The 21,557-nt window shown below is 47.9% G+C and carries 17 protein-coding genes and 1 pseudogene; 2 read left to right on the top strand and 16 right to left on the bottom strand.

Annotated elements, in window-relative coordinates; translation table 11 throughout:
• Positions 1-30: 30 nt before the first annotated feature.
• Complete coding sequence (locus tag ACGCCZ_RS00445; RefSeq protein WP_054324672.1) at positions 31-729, bottom strand: ATP-binding protein; 699 nt, start codon at positions 727-729, stop codon at positions 31-33.
• Between the two features lie 136 nt (positions 730-865).
• Here ACGCCZ_RS00445 and ACGCCZ_RS00440 point away from each other — a divergent pair, with 136 nt between their 5' ends.
• Complete coding sequence (locus ACGCCZ_RS00440; RefSeq protein WP_411655025.1) at positions 866-1,549, top strand: Crp/Fnr family transcriptional regulator; 684 nt, start codon at positions 866-868, stop codon at positions 1,547-1,549.
• A gap of 1,959 nt (positions 1,550-3,508) precedes the next feature.
• On the opposite strand, the gene ACGCCZ_RS00435 is transcribed toward ACGCCZ_RS00440, so the two are convergent.
• The 4 genes from ACGCCZ_RS00435 to ACGCCZ_RS00420 form a co-directional block, all read right to left on the bottom strand.
• A complete protein-coding gene (locus ACGCCZ_RS00435) occupies positions 3,509-4,255 on the bottom strand; it encodes an acyl-[acyl-carrier-protein] thioesterase (protein ID WP_411655024.1) in 747 nt (248 codons plus the stop codon).
• A gap of 181 nt (positions 4,256-4,436) precedes the next feature.
• The gene (serS, locus tag ACGCCZ_RS00430; protein ID WP_085530989.1) at positions 4,437-5,714 is read right to left on the bottom strand and encodes a serine--tRNA ligase; all 1,278 of its coding nucleotides are present in this window, start codon (positions 5,712-5,714) and stop codon (positions 4,437-4,439) included.
• Between the two features lie 57 nt (positions 5,715-5,771).
• Positions 5,772-6,635: a ParB/RepB/Spo0J family partition protein gene (locus ACGCCZ_RS00425; protein ID WP_085530991.1), complete on the bottom strand. Its 864-nt coding sequence runs from the start codon at positions 6,633-6,635 to the stop codon at positions 5,772-5,774.
• A gap of 42 nt (positions 6,636-6,677) precedes the next feature.
• Positions 6,678-7,445, bottom strand: a complete 768-nt coding sequence (locus tag ACGCCZ_RS00420) for a ParA family protein (protein ID WP_411655023.1) — start codon at positions 7,443-7,445, stop codon at positions 6,678-6,680.
• A gap of 485 nt (positions 7,446-7,930) precedes the next feature.
• Here ACGCCZ_RS00420 and ACGCCZ_RS00415 point away from each other — a divergent pair, with 485 nt between their 5' ends.
• Complete coding sequence (locus tag ACGCCZ_RS00415; RefSeq protein ID WP_411655022.1) at positions 7,931-8,080, top strand: hypothetical protein; 150 nt, start codon at positions 7,931-7,933, stop codon at positions 8,078-8,080.
• A 272-nt stretch (positions 8,081-8,352) separates the two neighbouring features.
• Here the strand turns inward: ACGCCZ_RS00415 and ACGCCZ_RS00410 are convergent, their stop codons facing one another.
• From ACGCCZ_RS00410 to rnpA, 11 genes and pseudogenes are all read right to left on the bottom strand, one after another.
• Positions 8,353-8,835, bottom strand: coding sequence for a hypothetical protein (locus ACGCCZ_RS00410; protein ID WP_411655021.1), 483 nt, complete (start codon positions 8,833-8,835; stop codon positions 8,353-8,355).
• A 375-nt stretch (positions 8,836-9,210) separates the two neighbouring features.
• On the bottom strand, positions 9,211-9,672 hold the full coding sequence (locus tag ACGCCZ_RS00405; RefSeq protein ID WP_411655020.1) for a LytTR family transcriptional regulator DNA-binding domain-containing protein: 462 nt from the start codon (positions 9,670-9,672) through the stop codon (positions 9,211-9,213).
• A gap of 784 nt (positions 9,673-10,456) precedes the next feature.
• The gene (locus ACGCCZ_RS00400) at positions 10,457-11,374 is read right to left on the bottom strand and encodes a ParB/RepB/Spo0J family partition protein (RefSeq protein ID WP_411655019.1); all 918 of its coding nucleotides are present in this window, start codon (positions 11,372-11,374) and stop codon (positions 10,457-10,459) included.
• Positions 11,375-12,357: 983 nt separating this feature from the next.
• Positions 12,358-12,927 carry a flavodoxin family protein gene (locus tag ACGCCZ_RS00395; RefSeq protein WP_054324661.1) on the bottom strand — a complete coding sequence of 190 codons (570 nt, stop codon included), beginning with the start codon at positions 12,925-12,927 and terminating at the stop codon, positions 12,358-12,360.
• Between the two features lie 1,322 nt (positions 12,928-14,249).
• Complete coding sequence (rsmG, locus tag ACGCCZ_RS00390; RefSeq protein WP_411655017.1) at positions 14,250-14,960, bottom strand: 16S rRNA (guanine(527)-N(7))-methyltransferase RsmG; 711 nt, start codon at positions 14,958-14,960, stop codon at positions 14,250-14,252.
• Complete coding sequence (gene mnmG, locus ACGCCZ_RS00385) at positions 14,957-16,855, bottom strand: tRNA uridine-5-carboxymethylaminomethyl(34) synthesis enzyme MnmG (RefSeq protein ID WP_411655016.1); 1,899 nt, start codon at positions 16,853-16,855, stop codon at positions 14,957-14,959. Before mnmG ends, rsmG begins: the two co-directional genes overlap by 4 nt.
• A gap of 467 nt (positions 16,856-17,322) precedes the next feature.
• Positions 17,323-18,687: a tRNA uridine-5-carboxymethylaminomethyl(34) synthesis GTPase MnmE gene (gene mnmE / locus ACGCCZ_RS00380; protein ID WP_411655015.1), complete on the bottom strand. Its 1,365-nt coding sequence runs from the start codon at positions 18,685-18,687 to the stop codon at positions 17,323-17,325.
• A 170-nt stretch (positions 18,688-18,857) separates the two neighbouring features.
• The gene (gene jag, locus ACGCCZ_RS00375; protein ID WP_054324655.1) at positions 18,858-19,715 is read right to left on the bottom strand and encodes an RNA-binding cell elongation regulator Jag/EloR; all 858 of its coding nucleotides are present in this window, start codon (positions 19,713-19,715) and stop codon (positions 18,858-18,860) included.
• A 57-nt stretch (positions 19,716-19,772) separates the two neighbouring features.
• On the bottom strand, positions 19,773-20,822 hold the full coding sequence (locus ACGCCZ_RS00370) for a YidC/Oxa1 family membrane protein insertase (protein WP_054324654.1): 1,050 nt from the start codon (positions 20,820-20,822) through the stop codon (positions 19,773-19,775).
• A 47-nt stretch (positions 20,823-20,869) separates the two neighbouring features.
• Positions 20,870-21,073 (bottom strand): annotated as a pseudogene (gene yidD, locus ACGCCZ_RS00365) (membrane protein insertion efficiency factor YidD); the annotation flags it as partial.
• A complete protein-coding gene (gene rnpA / locus ACGCCZ_RS00360) occupies positions 21,070-21,405 on the bottom strand; it encodes a ribonuclease P protein component (protein WP_054324652.1) in 336 nt (111 codons plus the stop codon). The pseudogene yidD and the gene rnpA, both read right to left, overlap by 4 nt.
• Between the last annotated feature and the right edge of the window lie 152 nt (positions 21,406-21,557).

Here is a 21,557-nt window from a genome sequence, read left to right as displayed (position 1 = left end):
GAAACCCTTGCGTTTACAGGTACGCAGGGTTTACCTCGATAAAATAGAACCGCTGGTAGAGAGAACGACCACCTGCCAGGGAATCAGCTTTCCGCTCTGCTGCAAGGCGCGCTTCACCGCCTGTTCAATCCCGCCACAGCAAGGTACCTCCATGCGGACGACCGTTACACTTTGAATATCGTTTTGCCGGAGAATCTCTGTCAGCTTTTCCGCATAATCCCCTTCGTCCAATTTTGGACAACCGATCAGAGTCACGCGGCCGCGCATAAACTCGCGGTGAAAATCCCCGCAGGCATAGGCCGTACAGTCGGCAGCAATCAACAAACTCGCTCCGTCCAGGTACGGCGCATTCACCGGGACCAATTTTATCTGTACCGGCCATTGGATCAATTCACTTGGCAATCCCTCAATCGGTTCTTTTGTTGCCGGAACCGTTCTTTGAATCCGTTTCGCCTGACTTCCCGGACAACCACATGGAAGATTGGCCGCTTTTGCCATTTTCGCCGCTTCTACGGCTGCCTGATTATAGGCGGGAGCTTCCCGTTCCTCAAAGGAAATTGCTCCTGTCGGACAAGCCGGCAAACAATCTCCCAGGCCATCGCAGTAATCCTCACGGAGTAGCTTGGCCTTTCCATTCACTATCCCGATAGCACCTTCGTGACATGCTTCTGCACACAGTCCGCAGCCATCGCATTTAACCTCATCGATTTTAATTATTTTCCGTTTCATTCCAAATTTCCTCCCAGTGAATTCCGGTTTCACTCATTTTCTAGGAATCTTTATCCGGTTTCTCTTGCTTTTGTGCCCTCATCCTACTATACTGAAGAAAATATGTATGTTGGAAATCCAACAACAGGAGGAAAATATGAAAAAATATCAGGAACTCTTTCGTACGATCCCCCTGTTTCGGGGAATTACTGATCAAGAACGCGAGATCATGTTGGACTGTCTGCGTGCGCGAGAACAACGCTTTTCAGCGGATTCGGTTATTCTATTGGCTGGACAAGTCGCTGATTGCGTCGGCATCGTATTGGAAGGGCAGGCGCAGGTCATCCGCGAGGAGTTTTCTGGAAACCGAACCATTTTGACCGCACTTGGCCCCGGCGATCTATTTGCCGAAGCCTTTGCGTGCGCCTCGGGAGAACACAAAACGCTTCCAGTCACCGTTTTGGCGATCACTGAAAGCGTCGTCCTGTTGATGGATTATCGAAAGATTCTACATGCCTGTCCTTCGGGCTGTAGTTTTCATCAAAAACTGGTAGAAAACATGCTTGCCGTCGTTGCGGACAAAAATCTGATGCTAAACCGCCGCCTGGGTCATCTCTCCAAGCGCAGCACGCGCGAAAAACTGCTCTCCTACCTTTCGGAACAAGCGACCTTACACGATAGCGCAGATTTCTATATTCCATTTGACCGGCAGGAATTGGCGGACTATCTCTGCGTGGAGCGCAGTGCCATGTCCGCAGTGCTGTCAAAATTACGCGCTGAGGGGCTTTTAGAAGTGGAGCGCAATCATTTCTACTTAAAATCCTCGTGGGAAGTGGTATGAAACGTTTAGCTTCCCATTCCATTTGACCGGCTGAAACGGGCGGACGATCTCTATATAGCGCACTGTGCTCTGTCGCAGTGCTGTCTAAACTACGTGCCGAGGGGATTTTAGAAGTGGAGTGCAATCATTTCCACTTAAAATCCTGATGGAAAGTAGTATCAAACGTTCAGCCTCCCATTCCATTTGACCAGCTGAAACGGGCGAACGATTTCTATGTAGTGCATTGTGCTATGTCCGCAGTGCTGTCAAAACTACAGGTTGGAAGGGATTTGGAAAGTAAAACGCAATCATTTCCATTTAAAATCCTCATGGAAAGTGGTATGAAACGTTTAGCTTTCCATTCCATTTGACCAGCTGAAACGGGCGAACGATTTCTATTTAGCGCGCTGTGCTCTGTCGCAATGCTGTCAAAATTATGCGCTGAGGGACTCTTAGAGGTAGAACACAATCATTTCCACTTAAAATCCTCGTGGGAAGTGGTATGAAACGTTTAGCTTCCCATTCCATTTGACCGGCTGAAACGGGCGAACGATTTCTATGTAGTGCATTGTGCTATGTCCGCAGTGCTGTCTAAACTACGTGCCGAGGGGCTTTTAGAAGTGAAGTGCAATCATTTCCACTTAAAATCCTGATGGAAAGTAGTATCAAACGTTCAGCCTCCCATTCCATTTGACCAGCTGAAACGGGCGAACGATTTCTATGTAGCGCATTGTGCTATGTCCGCAGTGCTGTCAAAACTACAGGTTGGAAGGGCTTTTAGAAGTGGAACGCAATCATTTCCACTTAAAATCCTGATGGAAAGTGGTATGAAGCGTTCACCATCGAATGAAGAACAAAAATCCAGTATGGTTTGCCATCCTACAAAAACAAGCGGAAGCCCTTTGAATAGACCCCCACCAGCTTTGCTATTGGTTTTACAGAAGCGGGCAAAGCCCTATGATACTAGTCACGCCTCAAGGTGTTGGTACGGTCTGCCACATGCGAAAGATGGTTACTTGCTACCCGTAAACGGGTCTAGGTAATCTTTGGGTAGCATCCGATCCGAAATCGAATCCTCTTTCAGTTGGTTGTGGATCTATTCCGCAATTCTTTTCGCATTCTTACTCGCTGTATCAACGTAACACCCGCAGCGCAAAACTTCCGGTTAGCTTAATAGCGATAGGGATACCCTGATTCTTGCGGCGACTGTCCCTATAAAAATATTCATTTGCTTATTTGTGGTATAGATATATCGAATAACTGCCACAAATAAATTGTAAATATCCCTATCACTGTTACACTTTGTCCTATTTGTATTTGGGATGAGCATGACAGTCAGCTGAAATTGCCTACAAAGATAAGTAAGCGCAGATTGTCCAGATAATTATTGCATATATTTGCCTATATACAGGCAAATATGGCGAACCGACATGCCTGTTGAAAATAATCAGATTACCTTTCCTTGGAGAAAGCTCACAAACTGGATACACTCATCTTCGACGGTATTCCTGCCAGCATATGCAATGGTACGGGTATACTTCTGTCTCTACAATTGTTACCCATTTCCCGTTGTATAACTCTCTCAGTAGTATTTCTATTTCTTACACAGTTTTCTTATACAATATTTTCCTCTAGTCCTTTAGGACAATGCTATACTGTTCTGAATTCCATATTTCACGATAAGGAAAGGTCCTATGGAACAGGATTTTTCTTTTTGATAAATTTACGGAACAGATTTGTTTCGATTCCTATAGACAAAACAATATGGTACTTGCAGTTCCAATTCGTTTGTGCGAGACTATTCCGTTGTCAGTTGGCTTCATACCTTTTGTCCTCCCTTTGATACTTCTGTGCAGTTGGCAGACCGCATTCCTATTGTATCAAAAAAAGTCTTATTCCTATGCAACTAAAGCTTGTTTGAACTCCTCAGCACGGCCGGGGATTTTCGAGATACAACAAAAAAGAACTGGCTCTGCTATTTCAGAGCCAGTTCTTTTCATGCAATTGTACCTTTGCTGAGAAACTCAATCCACGTTCATGATCGCCATACAGGACAAAATCTCCATTTTCTTTTATATGCCCTCCATAGATCTTGAGCGTCTCCCCCAGTTTACTTTCACTGACATAACTGATATGAATGTGTTTCATGCTTTGTTGGCGCATCTCCGAAGGCAAGAAATCCATCAGAATATCTCCATAAACGGCGTTGTTTAGATGGCAGTTAAAATCCAAATCGGAATAGTAAATGGGGCGTTCTCCCAAAAGCGGAAGATTTTCCGGCAGTACCAGGCGTTCCACCCGGTCCTCGGAGTCCACCTTTCCACCCTTAAAAATATTGTACGCCAAAAATACCTTGGGGCGGAGGATCTTATGGGTCTCCGGATCTGCGGAAACCGACGTCTGCATAATGCGGACAATTTCCTCTCCATCGGCATAAAACACAAAATCCCGATAAAACTGTACCCCGGCTGTGCCGCATGGATGGGTTTTGATGGTCAAAATATCATTGTGGACCGGCATACGCTTGATTGATACACTGTAATTCGTAAACAAAAAAACGATCCCGTCCGCTTTTAAGCGCTCATATCCAATGCCAAGCGCGCCCAGGTGCTGTTCACTGGTCTCCTGCGCCATCCGTAACAGCACACTCAGTTTTATTTTTGCATTCGCCCCTACCTCATAGCTCGCCACTTGTACGGTACGGCTATATTCTTCGATGGTAACCATCCAACTCCTCCTTTTCCTGTTCTCTTGTAAAAGAATTGCAATCCCCCGGACACTTAAACCAGTGCCGGGGATTGTATCCGTCCCTCTTCCCGATGTTCAAGAACGATTTCCTACCAAGTATCACATTTTACGGGAAGGCAACCGCTCGAATCGTTCGTACAAAGCCGTATGGGACAAAGACTTATCGAATCACGTCAATACCCATATACGGACGCAAGACTTCCGGCACGGTGATACTACCGTCCGCGTTCTGATACTGTTCGACGATGGCCGGCATCACGCGGCTGGTTGCTAATCCGGATGCATTCAGAGTATTGACAAAATGCAGTTTTCCATCCTCCCCGCGATACTTCATATTCCCGCGGCGCGCTTGATAATCGCGCGCATTGGATGCGGAACTGACCTCTTTGTAGATTCCCATGCTGGGGATCCAGACCTCAATGTCATAGGTGCGCGCCATGGAGAAGGAACAATCGCCTGCGGCAAGTTTGCTCAGGCGGTAATGAAGCCCCAATTCCTGTACAAGGCGCTCTGCCTTGCCAACCATTTCTTCAAATGCCGCATCGGAGCCTTCGGGCGTTGTATATTGAACCATTTCCACTTTATTAAACTGATGGCCGCGGATCATACCACGCTCTTCCGCGCGATAGGAACCCGCTTCGCGGCGATAACACGGAGTATAGGCGATATACTTGCGGGGTAGCTCGTCCAAAGTGAGGACTTCCTCCCGGTGCAGATTAACCAGCGCTGTCTCCGCAGTCGGCAACATAAATTTGCGGTCTGCGCTGGTAGGATTGGCGATCCAATAGTCCTCTTCCACAAACTTCGGGAACTGCCCGGCGACATAACCACATTCATAATTCAACATGTGCGGCGGCAGAACCAGCTCATAGCCGTCACCCAAATGCTCGTTGACAAAGAAATTGAGCAGCGCCCATTCCATACGGGCGCCCCAACCGCGATACAGCCAAGCGCCATTGCCTGCAATCTTGGCGCCGCGCTGGTAATCAATCATCCCATGCGCCTCACAGAGGTCCACATGGTTCTTCATGGGGAAGTCAAAGACCGGTTTCTCTTTAAAATAATGGAGCGGGACATTTTGCTCCTTACCGCCGGCAACAACATCTTCATCCGGCAGGTTCGGCAAGGAAAGCATGAGTTCTTTTTGCTTTTCTTCCAACTCGCCCAGCTCTGCATCGTATTCCTTGATCTCTGCGGATAGAACTTTCATCTGCGCCATCAATTCCGTGGTGTCCTGTCCGGCCTTTTTCATCGCCGGAATCTGCTTGGAAGCCGCATTCTGCTCTGCCTTTTTCGCCTCCACCTTTCCAGTAACCGCACGGCGCTCGACGTCGATCTTCAAGATTGCGTCAATTGAGTCATCCAAATTCATTTCTCTTTTATGAATGGCCGCTTTCACCTTATCCGGTTCTGTCCGGATCAATTTCAAATCCAACATGTTCGTTGCTCCTTTGTCTTCTATATGTGATTATATGGGATGTTTCATGTGAAACACTCAATTGCTTTCTGAATCGAATAACCGCATCAATCCCGCCAAGTCGTCCTCCCCATAGAATTCAATCTGGAGAGTCCCGCGTTTTTTGGTGCCACTGACGCGGACCTTCCGCCCTAAATGTTCATTGAGGGCCAGCTCCACCTCGTCAAAATAGTGAATCCTCCCACTTTTGCGCGGGGGCTTTTTTTCTTCCTTGCCATTGGCCTTGTTTACAAGCTTTTCCAGCTCGCGCACCGATATACCTTGCTCAACCACCAGTTGCGCAGCCCGCCGCATATCGTCTACCTCTTGGAACCCGAGAAGCGTCCGCGCATGACCTGCCGAAAGCTTTCCCGCGGCGACCAGCTCTTGAAGGTCCTCTGGAAGATGCAAAAGGCGCAGGGCATTTGCAACAGCCGGCCGGGATTTTCCAACCGTTCGGGCGATTTCCTCCTGTGTCATGCCGTACTGATCGATCAGGGACTGATACCCTTGTGCCTCTTCCAGCGGCGTCAGGTCCTCCCTCTGTAAGTTTTCGATCAGAGCGAGTTCCATGACCTCATGGTCGCTCATATCGCGGATGACCACTGGCACCTCGGAGACTCCCGCCATGCGCGCTGCACGCCAGCGCCGTTCACCTGCGACAATCTGGTATCCTCCCCCCAGAAGAGGACGTACCAAAAGCGGCTGCAATACGCCATGCTGGACAATGGAATCCGCCAACTCAGCTAAGGCCTCATCCTTAAATTCTTTGCGCGGCTGGCTGCGGTTCGGCTCTATCTCACTGATCTTCAGCGTTACGGTAGCGTTTGCGTCTTCCATATCATTTTCGGCAAAGATGGCATCCAGTCCCTTTCCGAGTCCGCCTTTCTTTTTTCCCGCCATAATCTGCGTTTCACCCCCTGTTGCCTGTTATTTGTGCGCCGTTCAACGCGACGCCTTTCTCAACACCTCGTCCGCCAATGCATCGTATGCGTACGCGCCCTTGCTGCTGTGATCGAAATAGCCGATCGGCCGTCCAAAACTGGGCGCCTCGGAGAGACGCACGGTGCGCGGGATGACCGTAGCAAATACCTTCCGCGGAAAATATTTTTTTACCTCTTCCACCACCTGCTGCGTCAGGTTCAAACGGCCGTCGTACATTGTCAGCAAAACGCCTTCAATGTCCAGCTGTTCGTTGTATTGGCGCTTGACGCGCCGGACGGAATTCATCAGCTGGGACAGCCCCTCCAACGCGTAATATTCGCACTGGATAGGCACTAGAAGGGTGTCCGCCACGCAGAGCGCATTGGTGGTGATAATCCCAAGGGACGGCGGACAATCGATCAGAATAAAATCGTATTCCGCACGCAGAGGGACAATGGCATTTTTTAAAATAGCCTCGCGATGTTCCATCTCAATCAGTTCCAATTCGGCGCCGGCCAAGTCCATGCTGGAGGGCAGCAGATCGAGATTTGCAAACTCCGTATGGATGCGCGCATCCTTTGCCGGGGTTTCCCCAATCAATACCTCATACATAGTATTTTTCAGCTTCCGGCGGTCCACGCCGACCCCGCTGGACGAATTCCCCTGTGGGTCGATGTCCACCAACAGTGTCTTCTTCCCCTTCGCGCCGAGCGCCGACGAAAGGTTGACCGCTGTGGTGGTCTTTCCCACGCCGCCTTTCTGATTTGCAATGGCTATGATCTTTCCCATCGTCCGCCCCCGTTTCTCAAAAAATTGCCACTCTCTTTGCTTAGTCCGAGTACAATTCATCCCAAAAACAAAAGGATATGGCAATCTGTTTTCTTTCCATATCGTTTATTCTCATGAACGTTTCTATTATAGCACGGAAGAGCTGGAAGGAAAAGTAGTTCTGTTTGAAAAAAGCCTGTTTCACGTGAAACAGGCTTTTTAAATGGGGAACAGCCGGCAAACAGGATGGAAAGTGATATGAAACATTTCGCTTTGCCTTCCATTTGACCGGCTGAAACGGGCAGACGATCTTTGTGTAGCGCACAGCGCTTTGTCCTTGGTACGGTCTAAACTACAGGCTGGGGGCTTTTAGAAGTAGAACGCAATCATTCCCACTTAAAATCCTCATGAAAAATGGTATGAAACGTTTAAAGTCCAGTCCTCTACAAAGAAGCCCTTGCCGGTGGGTTTGAAGGCCACATCCGGGAAGGGCTCCTGCAAATTGTGTGAAAAAGGGGCGCTCAATCGTAATATATCAGACGTTTGCACCGGGGGCAAAACTCTTGGCTGCCTTTGGCATGAAAGCGGTCCAGTATCTTTGTAGAGTGGCAGTAGGGACAACAGCATTTTCTGCGATTGACCCATTGTCCAATTAAGACCACAAACAGAGGACCCAAACATATGCTCCAAAAGGGAAACGCCCACCGGTAAAACAAATAGATCAGTAGAAAGGCTGCACCATAAAATAGTAAAGGAACGAATGTCCATACCGCTTTGATTGTCTTATGTAAATCTTCCATGGTGATCCCTTCTCAACTCGTTTTTGTGCATGGAACTGAATAAATTAGGGCCTATCCCGACTGGATGCAGGAAAAAGGCTTGTTTTTTGTATGGATAAATTTGACACTACAATATTTCTAAAAATATTTCAATAGGAATCGTATATGTAGCCGCTGATTCTGTTCAACTGGAAGAAAGGGAACGCTTCCATAAAAAGAATTCCTTTCCTACCTCGCAGATGGCCTTGAAATAGACGTACATGTCCCAGGATACAACGATGGATTTTTATGGGTATATCCTGGCTCAAGTCCACAAAATGCGTTTCGCCAGTTGTATGATCGACATAATAGGCGACCGTCCATATTCCGAAATCCCCCTTTGTCACAGGTTGAAATAGGAAAATGGACAAATGGTTTTCCTCGTTCGAGAGGGTAAATTCCAGCCCGTTGCGCAGTACCTTCTTTGCGAGCGGCTTCGGTCCTGCCTCTATGTTCAGATGGTTGATTAAAAAGTCTGAAACGACCTGTTCCGGGACGATTCTCCACGGCTGATGCCCGTTATTGACTTCATTTTGCAGCCATTCGTAATATTCCATCTGCTCCGGCGGCAGGGAGACCATTTCTTTGTCCATCCGTATGGCGGGTATGAACAAGCACCCCAAAAGGATGCAAGTAATCCCAACGATACATAAAAAAACTTCGTGTGGTTTTTCATGAATCTTTAATCTTTTCCTCTTCATGCGCAAAAAGAATTAAAGAATATCCGAAAAAGTCACCTCCACCCATCCACTCTCATACGAACTATAACCCAAATCTTTTGCAACCTCTGTTCCTAAATAAATGCCTGCTGGGTTTAAAACGGTTCTTCCACGATCATCCTTACCATTGTTATCATTATCATAATAGGCTGCATAATCATCTTTTCCATGGGGCTATCCCCTATCATTCAATTATACTTTCTATTTAAATCTTATATTAAAAAATTTCAATCATATCTGTATATGTGGTCATTTATTTTGACTATGATGCAATATCCTTTTATCCATGCTCTTCATATAATCTCTGCTCATCCAAAGCACTTGTATGTCATCCAATCGTATTTCATTTTTATGGATTGATTTTATATGCTCTACCTTGACTATCTCAGATTGATTCATCTGCACAAAACGATAATTTTGTAAATCCTGCAAGTAGTGGGATAAAGTCCCATTGGCACGGACAATTTCTTTTGTTGTATGAATCAAAATATGCCTGTCATATACTTCCACAAATACGATCTCTTTTATAGGGATCGTTATACTTTCGCATCGATTGCGTGTAATATGCAGAATCCCTTGATCCATATACTCTTGTACAGCGCGTTCCATCTCTGCATTTAATAACGCAAGATCGATTGGATGTTGAAAAACTTGAAATGCCTTGAGCATAAAGGAAAACGAATAAAATTGGGGATTATCAAAAATAAGCATCAGAAATGTGCTTGGGAGTTGTGTTCGAACCTTTTGCAAACTTTGCAAAAAGTTTGAATCGTGAATCAATTGTATTCATAAAAAATCCACAGACAATTGTCGGTTATGTAGGATATAAAATATCCCCTCTAAAGTTGTTATAAACGTAAAATGAATTGTTTGACTATACTTTTTACTTAGCTTAATAGTGATAGGGATACCCTAACTTTTGGGACGGCTGTCCCTGTTAAAAATATTAATTAGTTTAATAGCGATAGGGATACCCTGACTTTTGCGGCAGCTGTCCCTATTAAAAATATTGATTGCAGAATTTTTATTTAATAATCCCTTATCATCTTGCTTACACAAGATTAAGCAATTCATTATTGCTCACTTTCAAATTATTCTACAACAATTATAATTCTATTTAAAATTATTAGCAATACTTTTTTCAATTTAGATGGATTGTATCGCTATGCCAGTAAATAATCGCCCATGTCCGGCCATCTATTTCAAAACAGCAATGGAAAAAGCCGCTGTAGCGCAACGCGCCGCAGCGGCTTTTCACAGGGAAAATATAAGGGAAATGGGAGTAGTCTTGTAATCTGTTTTAAGGGCGCAGAACCTCTGCGCAGGGCTTGCAGCGCAAACGGCCCGATTGGCCGTCCGGCTGCCGCCAGGCTGTCATGCCGGCTTTCTATGGGCTATGTCTTTTCCATTTCAGACCGCCCAACAAAATCCTTTTCAATCTGTACTTCCCCAAAAGGGACGTGTCCCCTTTCTTATTTGGGACCCGTTTGGAAAATCACCCTGCAATACGCGGGGCGGTTTTGTCCTCTACTTTTTCTTCCACATCTATGGCAGAAACTGCCTGTTCTACCCCAACCGTTACAGACGGGCTCTCCGATGGCCGCGCTACTGCGTTTGCCACCGGTCCTGTCTTTGGGATGCGTACAATGCACTCGATGTATTCTTCCGTTTCATTCCGGATGGTCTTTGCCTGAATACCCGAGAGCTGCATGGTTTTGACCGCATGGCTGATGGTGTTCATGAAGATACGAATATCTTTTACAATGATCCGCTTCTTATTCTTGGGCTTGTCCTCTTTTTCCGCGAGAAGCCGTTCGATGTATTGGTCGGTCTGCTGTACGTTCAAATGCTGTGCGAGGATGGCGTCAAGCACCTTTCCACGCAATTCAATGTCCTCCAGCCGCAGTAAAGCGCGCGCATGGCGTTCGGTCAACCCATTTTCGCTGATTTTTTTGCGTTCTTCTTGCGTTAAACGCAAAAGGCGCAGTTTATTCGCCAAAGTGGACTGGCTTTTTCCTAAGCGAAGCGCTGCTTCCTCCTGTGTAACGCCCCATTCTTCGATCAACCGCCGGATTCCCTCTGCTTCTTCAAAGATTTGCAGATCCTGCCTTTGTAAATTCTCCGTCATTGCGAGGACTGCACTCTGTTTATCGCTACATGAGTTTACAATACAGGCTGCACTGTCCAGCCCTGCCAAGCGGCAGGCGCGCCAACGCCGCTCTCCTGCAATCAATTCATAACCATTTCTAGTCCGGCGTACACTCAGAGGTTGTAACAGGCCATTTTGCCGGATACTCCGGCTTAATTCCAGGAGTTCCTTTTCTGGGAATGACCGGCGCGGCTGGGCGGGATTTGGATAAATGTCATCCAGCGGGATTTCAATCACCCGCCGTTTATCCTGCATGATGCCCATAAAAATACCTCCCATCTGGTTTCTTTCTGCACATTTATGAAAACCCGCGTATGGGGCTTGTCCTTCTGTGCTTTAAGAATACCATATGGGAGGGAAAGTTTTTGTTGGAATGTGTACGCGAAAAAGTGTTTTTCCTGTGGCTTTTCGCCTAATTCCGAAAGATTCTCTTTATAATCCCAGGGAAACGTCACTACACCATCGTTTTTTCAATCCGCGCCTTCCACAGAGAATCATTCCATACCAAGCAAATAAGGAACCATATTTTTATTTTGAAACTCCTTTGACAGAGCAACTCAAAAATTTTTTGGTACGAAACCTGGTCTTTCCTCAGCGATACACTCCTTAGAAAGGCGTCCTATTTAAATAGCCTATGTATCTTGCAAGGCTGTATTGATTCCTGAATATCCTCATCTTTCTCTCCCGACGTCCAAGAAGCAGGCAAATCATATCTAAAAGACAGGTAATGCAGCCATCGAAATAGAGCCTTCCAAGTATTCATTTAGAATTTTATAGTTCGTAAGATATATAGTTGATTCTCTTTACAGTTTTTCTATTTTACCAGCGCTTTGGCTATCTCTGTGCCAAAGAAGGGCCGTCTCAAGGTTGTATTCCTGGACATCCCCGTCTTTATCCCCGGACAGACAGGAAAACGGGCCAATACAAGCTTCCAAAAGACTGGCAATCCAACAATCAAAATAGAACCTTTCAAGTATCCGATGAAAATTTGCCATTCATAAGAGATATGGCTCATTTTCTTTGCGGCTTTTCTATTTTACCAGCACTTTGGCTATCTCTCTGCCAAAGAAAGCTGTCTCAAGGTTGTATTCCTGGACATCCCCGTCTTTATCCTCGGACAGCCAGAAAAACGGGCCAATACAAGCTTCCAAAAGACTGGCAATCCAACAATCAAAATAGAACCTTTCAAGTATCCGATGAAAATTTGCCATTCGTAAGAGATATGGCTCATTTTCTTTGCGGCTTTTCTATTTTACCAGCGCTTTGGCTATCTCTGTGCCAAAAAAAGCCGCCTCTGCGAGTTTTCCTTCATTTTGGTTTAGATCGTCCTCGGTCAAAACACCGCATGTATAATAATTCGCCATCGGTTTAATCCCCATGCGAACAAAAAAGCGGTCAATCCGCGCCAATATTTCTTTGCACTCGCGGGGGTCCTCCCGTGCGCTCAGGGCAAGACTGATTCCCCTCTTCCCTGCCGGCAGGGCCGCATGCGGCTGATGAGCGGGGCTGTAGGGGGTACAACGGTCGATAAAAGCTTTAAGCTGCCCGGTGATTCCGCCCCAATAGTCTGGGGAGGCGATCGCAATGACGTCTGCTTCGCTCATCCTTTTTAAAATCTCTTGTACATCATCCCGTTGGACACATTCCGCCGTCTGATAACAACTCCTGCATCCCCGGCAAAATGCATACTGCTGTTCCCCCAAACATAGAATCTCTGTCCCAATTCCTCTTTGTAGAAAGGCTTCTGCCACCAGGCCGAGCAGCCGCGCGGTGTTGCCATCCTTCTTAGGACTTGCATTGATCAGTAACGCTCTCAAAAAAATCTCTCCCTCCATCCGTAGTCTCCTTTTTTTCTGCACAATCTAGCGTAAAAAGTAGTCGCCATCCCCCATATTCTGAGGGAATTTCCTTCCCTTCTTTAAACAGCCCAAGCAAATGGCCCATCTTCCCATTGACGCCCGTTTTCCGGCGTAAACGCGCGGCGTCTCCCTTTTTCTATCGATCTTTCTCCGACGTCCCATCCGCCCCCATGCCCTATGTAAAAACTTCTGGGCATAGACGGCATCGAACAATCCATACCATAAAAAAGGATTCCAAAAATAAAAATCTCAAGAATTCTCGATTCAAAGATCCCTATATCTTTCAGATTTGTTGTAAATGAGTTGTGAACCATCGATTGATAAGCCTATGGATACAACACGATTGGAATCCAGTCATTTTCAAAAATCCATTCATTATAATCCATTCCCTTAAAATGGTTTTAAGAAAAGTACAAATGAATTTTTATGCCAAACGATTCCATATCTTTGGTTCCAATACCTTTTCAATACTGATTGTCGTCCGCTTTCTGTTCAAAACAGAATTCCCTCTCACCGTACAGCCCATAAAAAATCACGCACACAATGTACCATATGTGGATATTAAGAGCAATCAAAACAGGGCCTTCGATATACAAGCTTTGCAAAGCATGGTAAAGGCTTTATTCCCCAAGGCGCACCTTCTCATATTCTCTCAATTTGCTGAGACTCATTTTTATTTTAGATTGGGAACAATCAAAACAGAATTCAGTGTACAAACTTCGCAAAGCATGGAAAAGACTTTATTCCCCAAGGCGCACCTTCTCATATGCTTTCAATTTGCTGGGACTTATTTTTGTTTTAAATTGTGCCTAATCAAAACAGAATTCGGTGTACAAGCCTCGCAAAGCATGGTAAAGGCTTTATTCCCCAAGGCGCACCTTCTCATATGCTTTCAATTTGCTGAGACTCATTTTTGTTTTAAATTCAGCACAATCAAAACAGAATTCAGTGTACAAACTTTGCAAAGCATGGGAAAGGCTTTATTCCCCAGAGCACACCTTCTCATATGCTTTCAATTTGCTGGGACTCATTTTGGTTTTAAATTCAGCACAATCAAAACAGAATTCGGTGTACAAACCTCGCAAAGCATGGGAAAGGCTTTATTCCCCAGGGCGCACCTTCTCATATTCTTTCAATTTGCTGAGACTCATTTTTGTTTTAAATTCAACACAATCAAAACAGAGCCTTCGGTGCATAGGGAACCTGCAAAGGGCGGGAAAGCCTTCATCATTCAGCGTATTCCTTTCGCATTCTCCCCATCCTCTGAGATTTATTTTCTTTTAAAGCGGACTCTTTGCAATTTTTGCCCCATGCCGCGGATAAATGGAAGGCAGCGGTTTGATGCGGCGTATGCGGACCAAACTGCGTGCATCTCCGCCGGGAAGTGTAAAGTGTTCCACCCCTTCCAATTCACACCCCAAAAGGTAAACCGCCTTCTTTGCAGCTGCGATCTCTTCCTCCGGTTCCGGCCCTTTCATCGCCAAAAAAGTTCCGCCCATCTGTAAAAAGGGAAGGCAATACTCGCACAACAAATTGAGCGGCGCCACCGCACGGGCGGTTACAAACGAAAACTGAGCGCGCAGATTTGGCATCCTTCCACCCTCTTCCGCACGCGCGTGAACCACTGCCGCCTCGAGGCCAAGCTGTCCCAACACTTCCTTTAGGAATCGAAGCCGCTTGTTTAAACTATCCAGAAGAGTCAAATGCAACTGCGGACGCATGATTTTGAGCGGTACTCCGGGAAACCCTGCTCCAGTGCCAACATCGATGAGAGTGTCCCCTCCCTCCATATAAGGCAGTAACAGAATGCTGTCTAAAAAATGCTTGACTGCCACAGCTTTTGGCTCGGTAATCGCTGTCAAATTCATTTTTTCATTCCACTCCAACAGCAATTCCATATAGGTCTGAAATTGTTCCAATTGCCCGGCTGAAAGCTCCACACCGTAAGGTGCAGCACTTTCCTGCAAATAATTCCGGATATCCTCACTCATGCTCTTCCCTCCTTTGCCAACCAAATCAGCAGAACGGAGATATCCGCGGGGCTGACGCCACTGATGCGCGAAGCTTGGCCAATGTTTGCTGGTTTCACCTTCTGCAGCTTTTCCTGGGCTTCTGTGCGCAGGCCAATCACCGTCGTATAATCCACACCGCGGGGCAATTTTTTGCCCTCCAGCCGGCGCATTTCTGCAATATCCGCCTTTTGGCGCTCGATATACCCTTCGTATTTGATCTCGATCTCTACATTTTCAAATACGGCCGCAGGCAAAACAGGGCGGGTGATATCCACCGCCGTCAACGCCTCATAACTGAGCTCTGGACGGCGAAGCAGATCCGCTAACTTTACACCGGTGGAAACCGGCGTTGTTCCACGTGAAACAAGAATATCGTTGAGTACATCCGAGGGCGGCAAAACCGTTCGGCGCGCACGGGCCATCTCGCGTTTTTTCTGCTCTTCCTTTTCACAAAAACGGCCCCAACGGCTGTCCCCAATCAACCCCAGTTCACGTCCGGTCGGAGTTAACCGCTCATCCGCATTATCTTGGCGCAAAACCAGGCGGTATTCTGAACGGGAGGTCATCATCCGGTAGGGATCTGTGACCCCCTTGGTAATCAGGTCGTCAATCAATGTTCCAATATAGGAGCCTGCACGGTCAAGAATCAAAGGCTCTTTCCCCTGAATTTTCAAAGCTGCATTGATGCCTGCAACCAACCCTTGCGCCGCGGCCTCCTCATACCCTGAACTGCCATTAAACTGCCCTGCACCATACAATCCGGGAAAATCCATGAATTCCAGCGTGGCTTCCATCTGTAAGGGGTCCACACAGTCGTACTCAATCGCATACGCACAGCGCATGATCTCCACGTGTTCCAATCCCTTGATGGACCGATAAAAGGCAAGTTGTACATCCTCTGGCAGAGAAGAGCTCATCCCCTGCAAATACATCTCCTCGGTATCCTTTCCACAGGGTTCGATGAAGAGTTGATGGCGCTTCTTATCCGCAAAACGCACGATTTTATCCTCGATACTTGGACAATAACGAGGCCCCACCCCCTCGATCTTTCCACCATAGAGCGGAGAACGGTGAATATTTTCCAGGATAATCCGTTTGGTCTCCTCGTTGGTCCAGGAAACATGACAGACCGCCTGATTTTTCCCCGGATGTAACGTATCATAAGAGAATGGCACAACCGGCTCATCGCCTTCCTGCACTTCCAAATCAGTAAAATCAATGCTGGAACGCAGGACACGCGCAGGGGTCCCGGTTTTAAACCTGCGTAAGCGCAACCCCAATTTCTTCAAGGAATCCCCCAAAAAAGCCGCCGGAAACATACCATCCGGCCCGCTTTCATAGGCCACATCGCCTACAAAGATTTTGCCGCCTAAAAAAGTCCCCGTTGCGATCACCACTGCTTTGACCGCATATTGTGCACCCATACGGGTCGTCAACTTCCAACCGTCTTGATCCGGATAGAGATCGACGATCTCGGCTTGCTTCAACTGCAAGTGTTCCTGTAATTCCAGCTTGTGTTTCATCACCTTGCTATATTCTCGTCGATCAATCTGTGCTCGCAGGGAGTGGACCGCAGGCCCTTTCCCTTTGTTGAGCATACGGCTCTGCAAAAAGGTTGCGTCTGCTGTGCGCCCCATCTCTCCGCCGAGCGCGTCGATCTCCCGCACCAAATGCCCCTTCGCTGTACCGCCAATGGACGGGTTGCACGGGCAGTTTCCAACCGCATCCATATTGATGGTGAACACCACTGTTTCGCAACCCAGCCGTGCAGACGCCAAAGCCGCTTCAATTCCTGCATGTCCTGCTCCAATGACCGCCACTTCATATGTTCCCGCTTGATAGGTCAAATTGGGTTCCCCCTCTCTATTTTCCATTCCTTAACCGCTCAGATTTAAAAAAAGATTCTCTTTTTCTCTGTACAATCTACTTTTGAGTCGACATTCTTCCTCGATCATTTCCAGTTGAAAGAGATTTGCCGGTTCCCGTTTCTCCCAAAATCCAATGGGAACCTCCCTTTTTCTTCATTCAATGTAATCATCGGGTGTTAAGCGACCTGTTCTCCCATTTTTCATTCCCATTCGCTGTTCGGCCTCTTCTCATCCAACGCCTTTTATCTCCCGTTGCTTTTCCGAATTGCTTCACAATTCTTTCCGGTTTTTTATCACCGCCAAGACCTGCTTTTTTGCTCCTATTTCAGACCCTATCACACAATGCCGTTTCCCAAGCCAACTCGCTCTTTAAAGAACCAGTCTGAAAAGATGCGCCACCAGAGGACTTCCGGCATCCTACCCTCAATTCCTCGTGATGATTGCATGGACATTTTTCCATTCATATCCAATGGTTATTTACCAACACAGAACTGAGAGAAAACTTGATCGACAACCGCTTCTGTTGCGCGCTCCCCGGTCAATTCCAACAAGGCTGAAACAGCACCCTCAACAGAAACCGTCACTGCATCCAAAGTCATACCAGCCTTTTGTGCATCCAATGCCTCTTGTACACAGCCCTGCGCCCGCCGGGCCGCATCTCTCTGGCGTTCTGTAAATAAAATTCCGCTCGATGGGTCCAGGGTATTGGTCTTTAAAAGAGATGCAACCGCCTGCTGTAGCGCCTCTAATCCTTCACCCGACAGGGCAGAAATAAATACTATTTGTTTAAATTTTGAATTAATATACTTTAAGTCGATTACATTCTGCAAATCGCTCTTGTTGATGACCGCCACTGCGGGGGTATTTTGTACCGACTCGATCAGGAGACGGTCCTCCTCGTTCAAAGCTTGCGACGAGTCAAATACGGCCAAAACCAACTGGGCCGTCTGCACGCGCTCCCGCGCCCGGTCAACGCCGATCCGTTCCACCGGGTCCTCCGTAGAGCGAATCCCCGCCGTATCCGCCAAATGAAGCGGGATACCACCGAGAAGCACCGTCTCCTCCACTACATCGCGCGTAGTCCCTGCAAATTCTGTCACAATAGAACGCTCACAGCCGGAAAGCAGGTTCATCAGGGTGGATTTTCCGACATTTGGACGTCCGGCGATTACAGTCTCCACCCCTTCGCGCAGGACACGCCCCGCCTCAAATTGGGACAACAGGTGGTCCAGCTCCTGCTTGGCATCCTCCAAAGAGTGCTGCAAATCGGCCCCATTCACTTCGGGAATATCATCCTCGGGGTAGTCAGCCCATGCATCCAGGTGGGCTGCAACCGCGGTCAACCCTGCACGAATTTTCCGGATCCGGCGCTCCAATGCGCCATCCCGCCCAGCCATTGCGGCCTTTCCAGCCTCTAACCCTTGGGCGGATATGATCTGCATCACGGATTCCGCCTCAGTCAAGCCGAGTTTTCCATTCAAAAACGCGCGGCGGGTAAATTCGCCAGGACCGGCCGGTGCTGCCCCCGCTGCGAGCACCGCCTGCAAAACACGGCGCATCACATAAATCCCCCCGTGACAGGAGAGTTCCACCACATCTTCTCCGGTAAAGCTGGCGGGCGCAATAAAATTGAGGGCAATCGCCTCATCGATGTCGCTCTCCTCATCGTGTACCCGGCCATACAAAGCGGTATATCCACGGCATTCCTCCAGGACTTTCCCGTGCGCCGATGTAAATACACGCCCGGCAACAGCGCGAGCCTCCGGTCCAGAAATGCGCACAATCCCAATTCCTCCCGCGGCCTGCGGTGTGGAAATAGCAGCGATCGTCTTTGACATGAAAGTTCCTCCTTTGTACAAGAACCTGTTTTCAGGGATGTTCGGTCGGGCGCCTGGATGAACCCCTCCATATTCCAACAAAATCCACTAGGTTCCCCTTTCCACTGCATGACAAAAGGGGACGATTCCGCAGAACCGTCCCCCTTCCGTCTGTTATCCAGCAGACAGCATTATTCGCCGTCCTTTTTACGGTTGATGTCGATGCGGCCATAAAGCGGACCGGAGGTTTCCTTCCGGGGCTGCTGAGGCCGCTGCTGCGGCTGGGAAGAAGGCCGCGGACCGCCCTGTGGGCGCGGGCCTCTGTTTCCGCCGTAATTCTTATGATAATCGCCGCGCGGCTTATCCCCATAAGGCCTGCGCGGACCACGGGAATTGTAGGGCTTGCGCGGCAAGGGTTTCTCCCCATCCACAGGTCCAATCACCACATGACGGTTGAGATCTTCCCCTTCGCTCCAACTTTTTGCTCCCTCCACTGTCTGAACCGCCGTGTGGATGATACGGCGCTCATAGGGATTCATGGGCTCCAAGGAACAATTGCGTCCTGTCTTGACCGCCTTTACCGCAATCTTCTTTCCGAGAACCTCCAAGGTGTCCTTGCGTTTTTCTCGATAATTGCCAATATCCAGCGTAATACGGAAATAGGTATTTTCAATATGGTTAGCTACCAGGCCGGACAAATACTGAAGTGCGTCCAGTGTTTCTCCACGATGGCCGATGATAAAACCGACATCCTCACCGGACAAGGAAATCAGGGCCCCGCTCTCTTCCTCTTTGATGTCAAACTGCACATTGGACAGACCCATATTAGCAAGAATGCTCTTCAAATATTCTGCCGCAGCATCTGCGGGACTGTTCTTGACATATGCGCGCACCTTCGCAGGATTTCCTCCAAACAGGCCAAATGTCTTTTTTACCGGCATCTCCAGGATTTCAAATTCCGCCTCGTGGGATTCTACCCCCAGTTCCTTACACGCGGCCTCAAAGGCCTCTTCCACCGTATTACCCGTTCCAATTGCTTCTTTGATCACGTTTAACCCTCCCGGCTCACACCGCACGGTTTTCCTTTACGCGGCGCGTTCTTTACGTTATTTTTTGGTTCCCCGGTAATCGTCGCTGCTCTGTTTTTGCTTTCCCTTTTGTTTTTGGGGCTGTTGCGTCACGGCCTTTTCTTTTTTCTGCAATTTTGGCGCCGGCCCTGCTTGAATTTTGAGAGGAACAGCCAATGGTTTCATCCGCGCTTCCTCTACCTCGCGCAGCGCGACTCGCTGCGCCTCTGCTTTTGCACTTACGATTGCTGGGCTACAGAATTTGCGCAGAAGCAAGGACTGCACAAAGCTCACCGCCGTCTGAATGGTCCAATAGAAACCGACAGCACCCGGTACTGTGTAGGCGATCCAGGCCGTCAAAAGTGGCATCAGATAGAGCATCCACTTCATGCAACCTTGCTGCTGGCTCATGCCGGGCTGCATCTTCATCATAATCACCTGCGAAAGCAGGGATGTCAAAAGGCACAGTGCGGGAATCAACCACATAAAGGTCAAAAAGTGGCTGCTTTGCGGCGTATCCAAAAGGTTCAGGCCACAGAAATTGAATCCGCGGCTCAGGGATTCCATGCGGGACAGCTCGTCCCCAGTAAACATCGTCAGATGCGGACGAAGCTGGTCGAAATGTTTGATGATTTCCATCTGGGAATAATATCCGGCGTTGAGGGTCGTGCCCACGCCCGGAATCTGCGACAGCAAAGCCGTCGCTTTATTGATCGAATCCACGCTGATATGCAGCACATTCTGCAGCGGGTACAAAACCGTGTAGTAAATGCCCAGCATGATCGGAAACGGGATGAGGGTCACCAAACAACCGCTGGTCGGATTGACACCCTCCTGCTCCATCAGCTTCTGCATTTCTTCCTGCATTTTCAGCTTGTCATTTGCATATTTGGTGCGGATCTCCTGCTGTTTGGCTGCCATTTTGCTATTGGCCGCCATGGATTTTTGCTGTTTGATTGAAAAAGGAACAAGCAACAGCTTGGTGATAATCGTAAACAGGATAATTGCAACGCCATAATTCGGGACAATTTCGTAAAGGAACCACAACAAATATCCCAAAATACTACCAAACCAATTAAAAATTTCCATGTATGACATTCTCCTCTATTTTGATGTTCCCTTTTCCTTTTCTCCGGGACCGGGTCGTATCCGCCCCGGCTGAATGGATTGCAGCGTAAAATGCGGTACAGCGCCAAAAGAGATCCTTTCAACGCACCGAAACGCTCAATCGCTTGCAACGCATAATTGGAACAGGTCGGATAATATTTGCAGCAGGGCTGCTTAAACGGGGAGATCTCCTGCTGATAAAACCGAATAAGCAAAATAAGCAGGCGTTTCATTTCAAAACACCCGCGTCTTTCAATTGCCGCATTAATACGCGGTAAATATCCGTACTTTTTACAAAGGGCGTGCGGCCGCGCGCCACTAAAATAAAATCAAATCCCTCTCGGATTTGCGGGGTCGCCTGACGAAACGCCTCCCGGATGATCCGTCTGGACCGGTTGCGCTTGACGGCGTTGCCGGTCTTTTTCCCCGTTGTTATTCCCACTCGCACGTTTTGACTGCGATTTTTTAAAATATAGGTCACCACAACCGGCGACACATATGGTTTTCCCCGCGTATAAATTCGCCGGAAATCCCGATTCTCTTTGATAGGTGTAAACAAATCCATCGTTCTTCAATCGCTTTCAGCAGGATGCCTAAACACACGGCGGATAGCTACATTCACTCGCGGTTCTTTTTTGTCTTTTCTGATAAAAAGGCCGCATGTAACCTCAAAAACAGGAGGGCCTTTTCATAAAGGCCAAAAGACCGCCCCGCTAG

Source organism: Anaeromassilibacillus sp. SJQ-1, assembly GCF_046693725.1.
Taxonomy (GTDB): Bacteria; Bacillota; Clostridia; order Oscillospirales; family Acutalibacteraceae; genus Anaeromassilibacillus.
This window is presented reverse-complemented; position numbering and strand designations above follow the sequence as displayed.

Bases quoted from the DNA above. Each gene is read 5' to 3' on its own strand.
- ACGCCZ_RS00445 (WP_054324672.1), bottom strand. From the start codon at position 729: ATGAAACGGAAAATAATTAAAATCGATGAGGTTAAATGCGATGGCTGC.
- ACGCCZ_RS00440 (WP_411655025.1), top strand. From the start codon at position 866: ATGAAAAAATATCAGGAACTCTTTCGTACGATCCCCCTGTTTCGGGGA.
- ACGCCZ_RS00435 (WP_411655024.1), bottom strand. From the start codon at position 4,255: ATGGTTACCATCGAAGAATATAGCCGTACCGTACAAGTGGCGAGCTAT.
- serS (WP_085530989.1), bottom strand. From the start codon at position 5,714: ATGTTGGATTTGAAATTGATCCGGACAGAACCGGATAAGGTGAAAGCG.
- ACGCCZ_RS00425 (WP_085530991.1), bottom strand. From the start codon at position 6,635: ATGGCGGGAAAAAAGAAAGGCGGACTCGGAAAGGGACTGGATGCCATC.
- ACGCCZ_RS00420 (WP_411655023.1), bottom strand. From the start codon at position 7,445: ATGGGAAAGATCATAGCCATTGCAAATCAGAAAGGCGGCGTGGGAAAG.
- ACGCCZ_RS00410 (WP_411655021.1), bottom strand. From the start codon at position 8,835: ATGGACAAAGAAATGGTCTCCCTGCCGCCGGAGCAGATGGAATATTAC.
- ACGCCZ_RS00405 (WP_411655020.1), bottom strand. From the start codon at position 9,672: ATGCTTATTTTTGATAATCCCCAATTTTATTCGTTTTCCTTTATGCTC.
- ACGCCZ_RS00400 (WP_411655019.1), bottom strand. From the start codon at position 11,374: ATGGGCATCATGCAGGATAAACGGCGGGTGATTGAAATCCCGCTGGAT.
- rsmG (WP_411655017.1), bottom strand. From the start codon at position 14,960: ATGAGTGAGGATATCCGGAATTATTTGCAGGAAAGTGCTGCACCTTAC.
- mnmG (WP_411655016.1), bottom strand. From the start codon at position 16,855: ATGGAAAATAGAGAGGGGGAACCCAATTTGACCTATCAAGCGGGAACA.
- mnmE (WP_411655015.1), bottom strand. From the start codon at position 18,687: ATGTCAAAGACGATCGCTGCTATTTCCACACCGCAGGCCGCGGGAGGA.
- ACGCCZ_RS00370 (WP_054324654.1), bottom strand. From the start codon at position 20,822: ATGGAAATTTTTAATTGGTTTGGTAGTATTTTGGGATATTTGTTGTGG.
- rnpA (WP_054324652.1), bottom strand. From the start codon at position 21,405: ATGGATTTGTTTACACCTATCAAAGAGAATCGGGATTTCCGGCGAATT.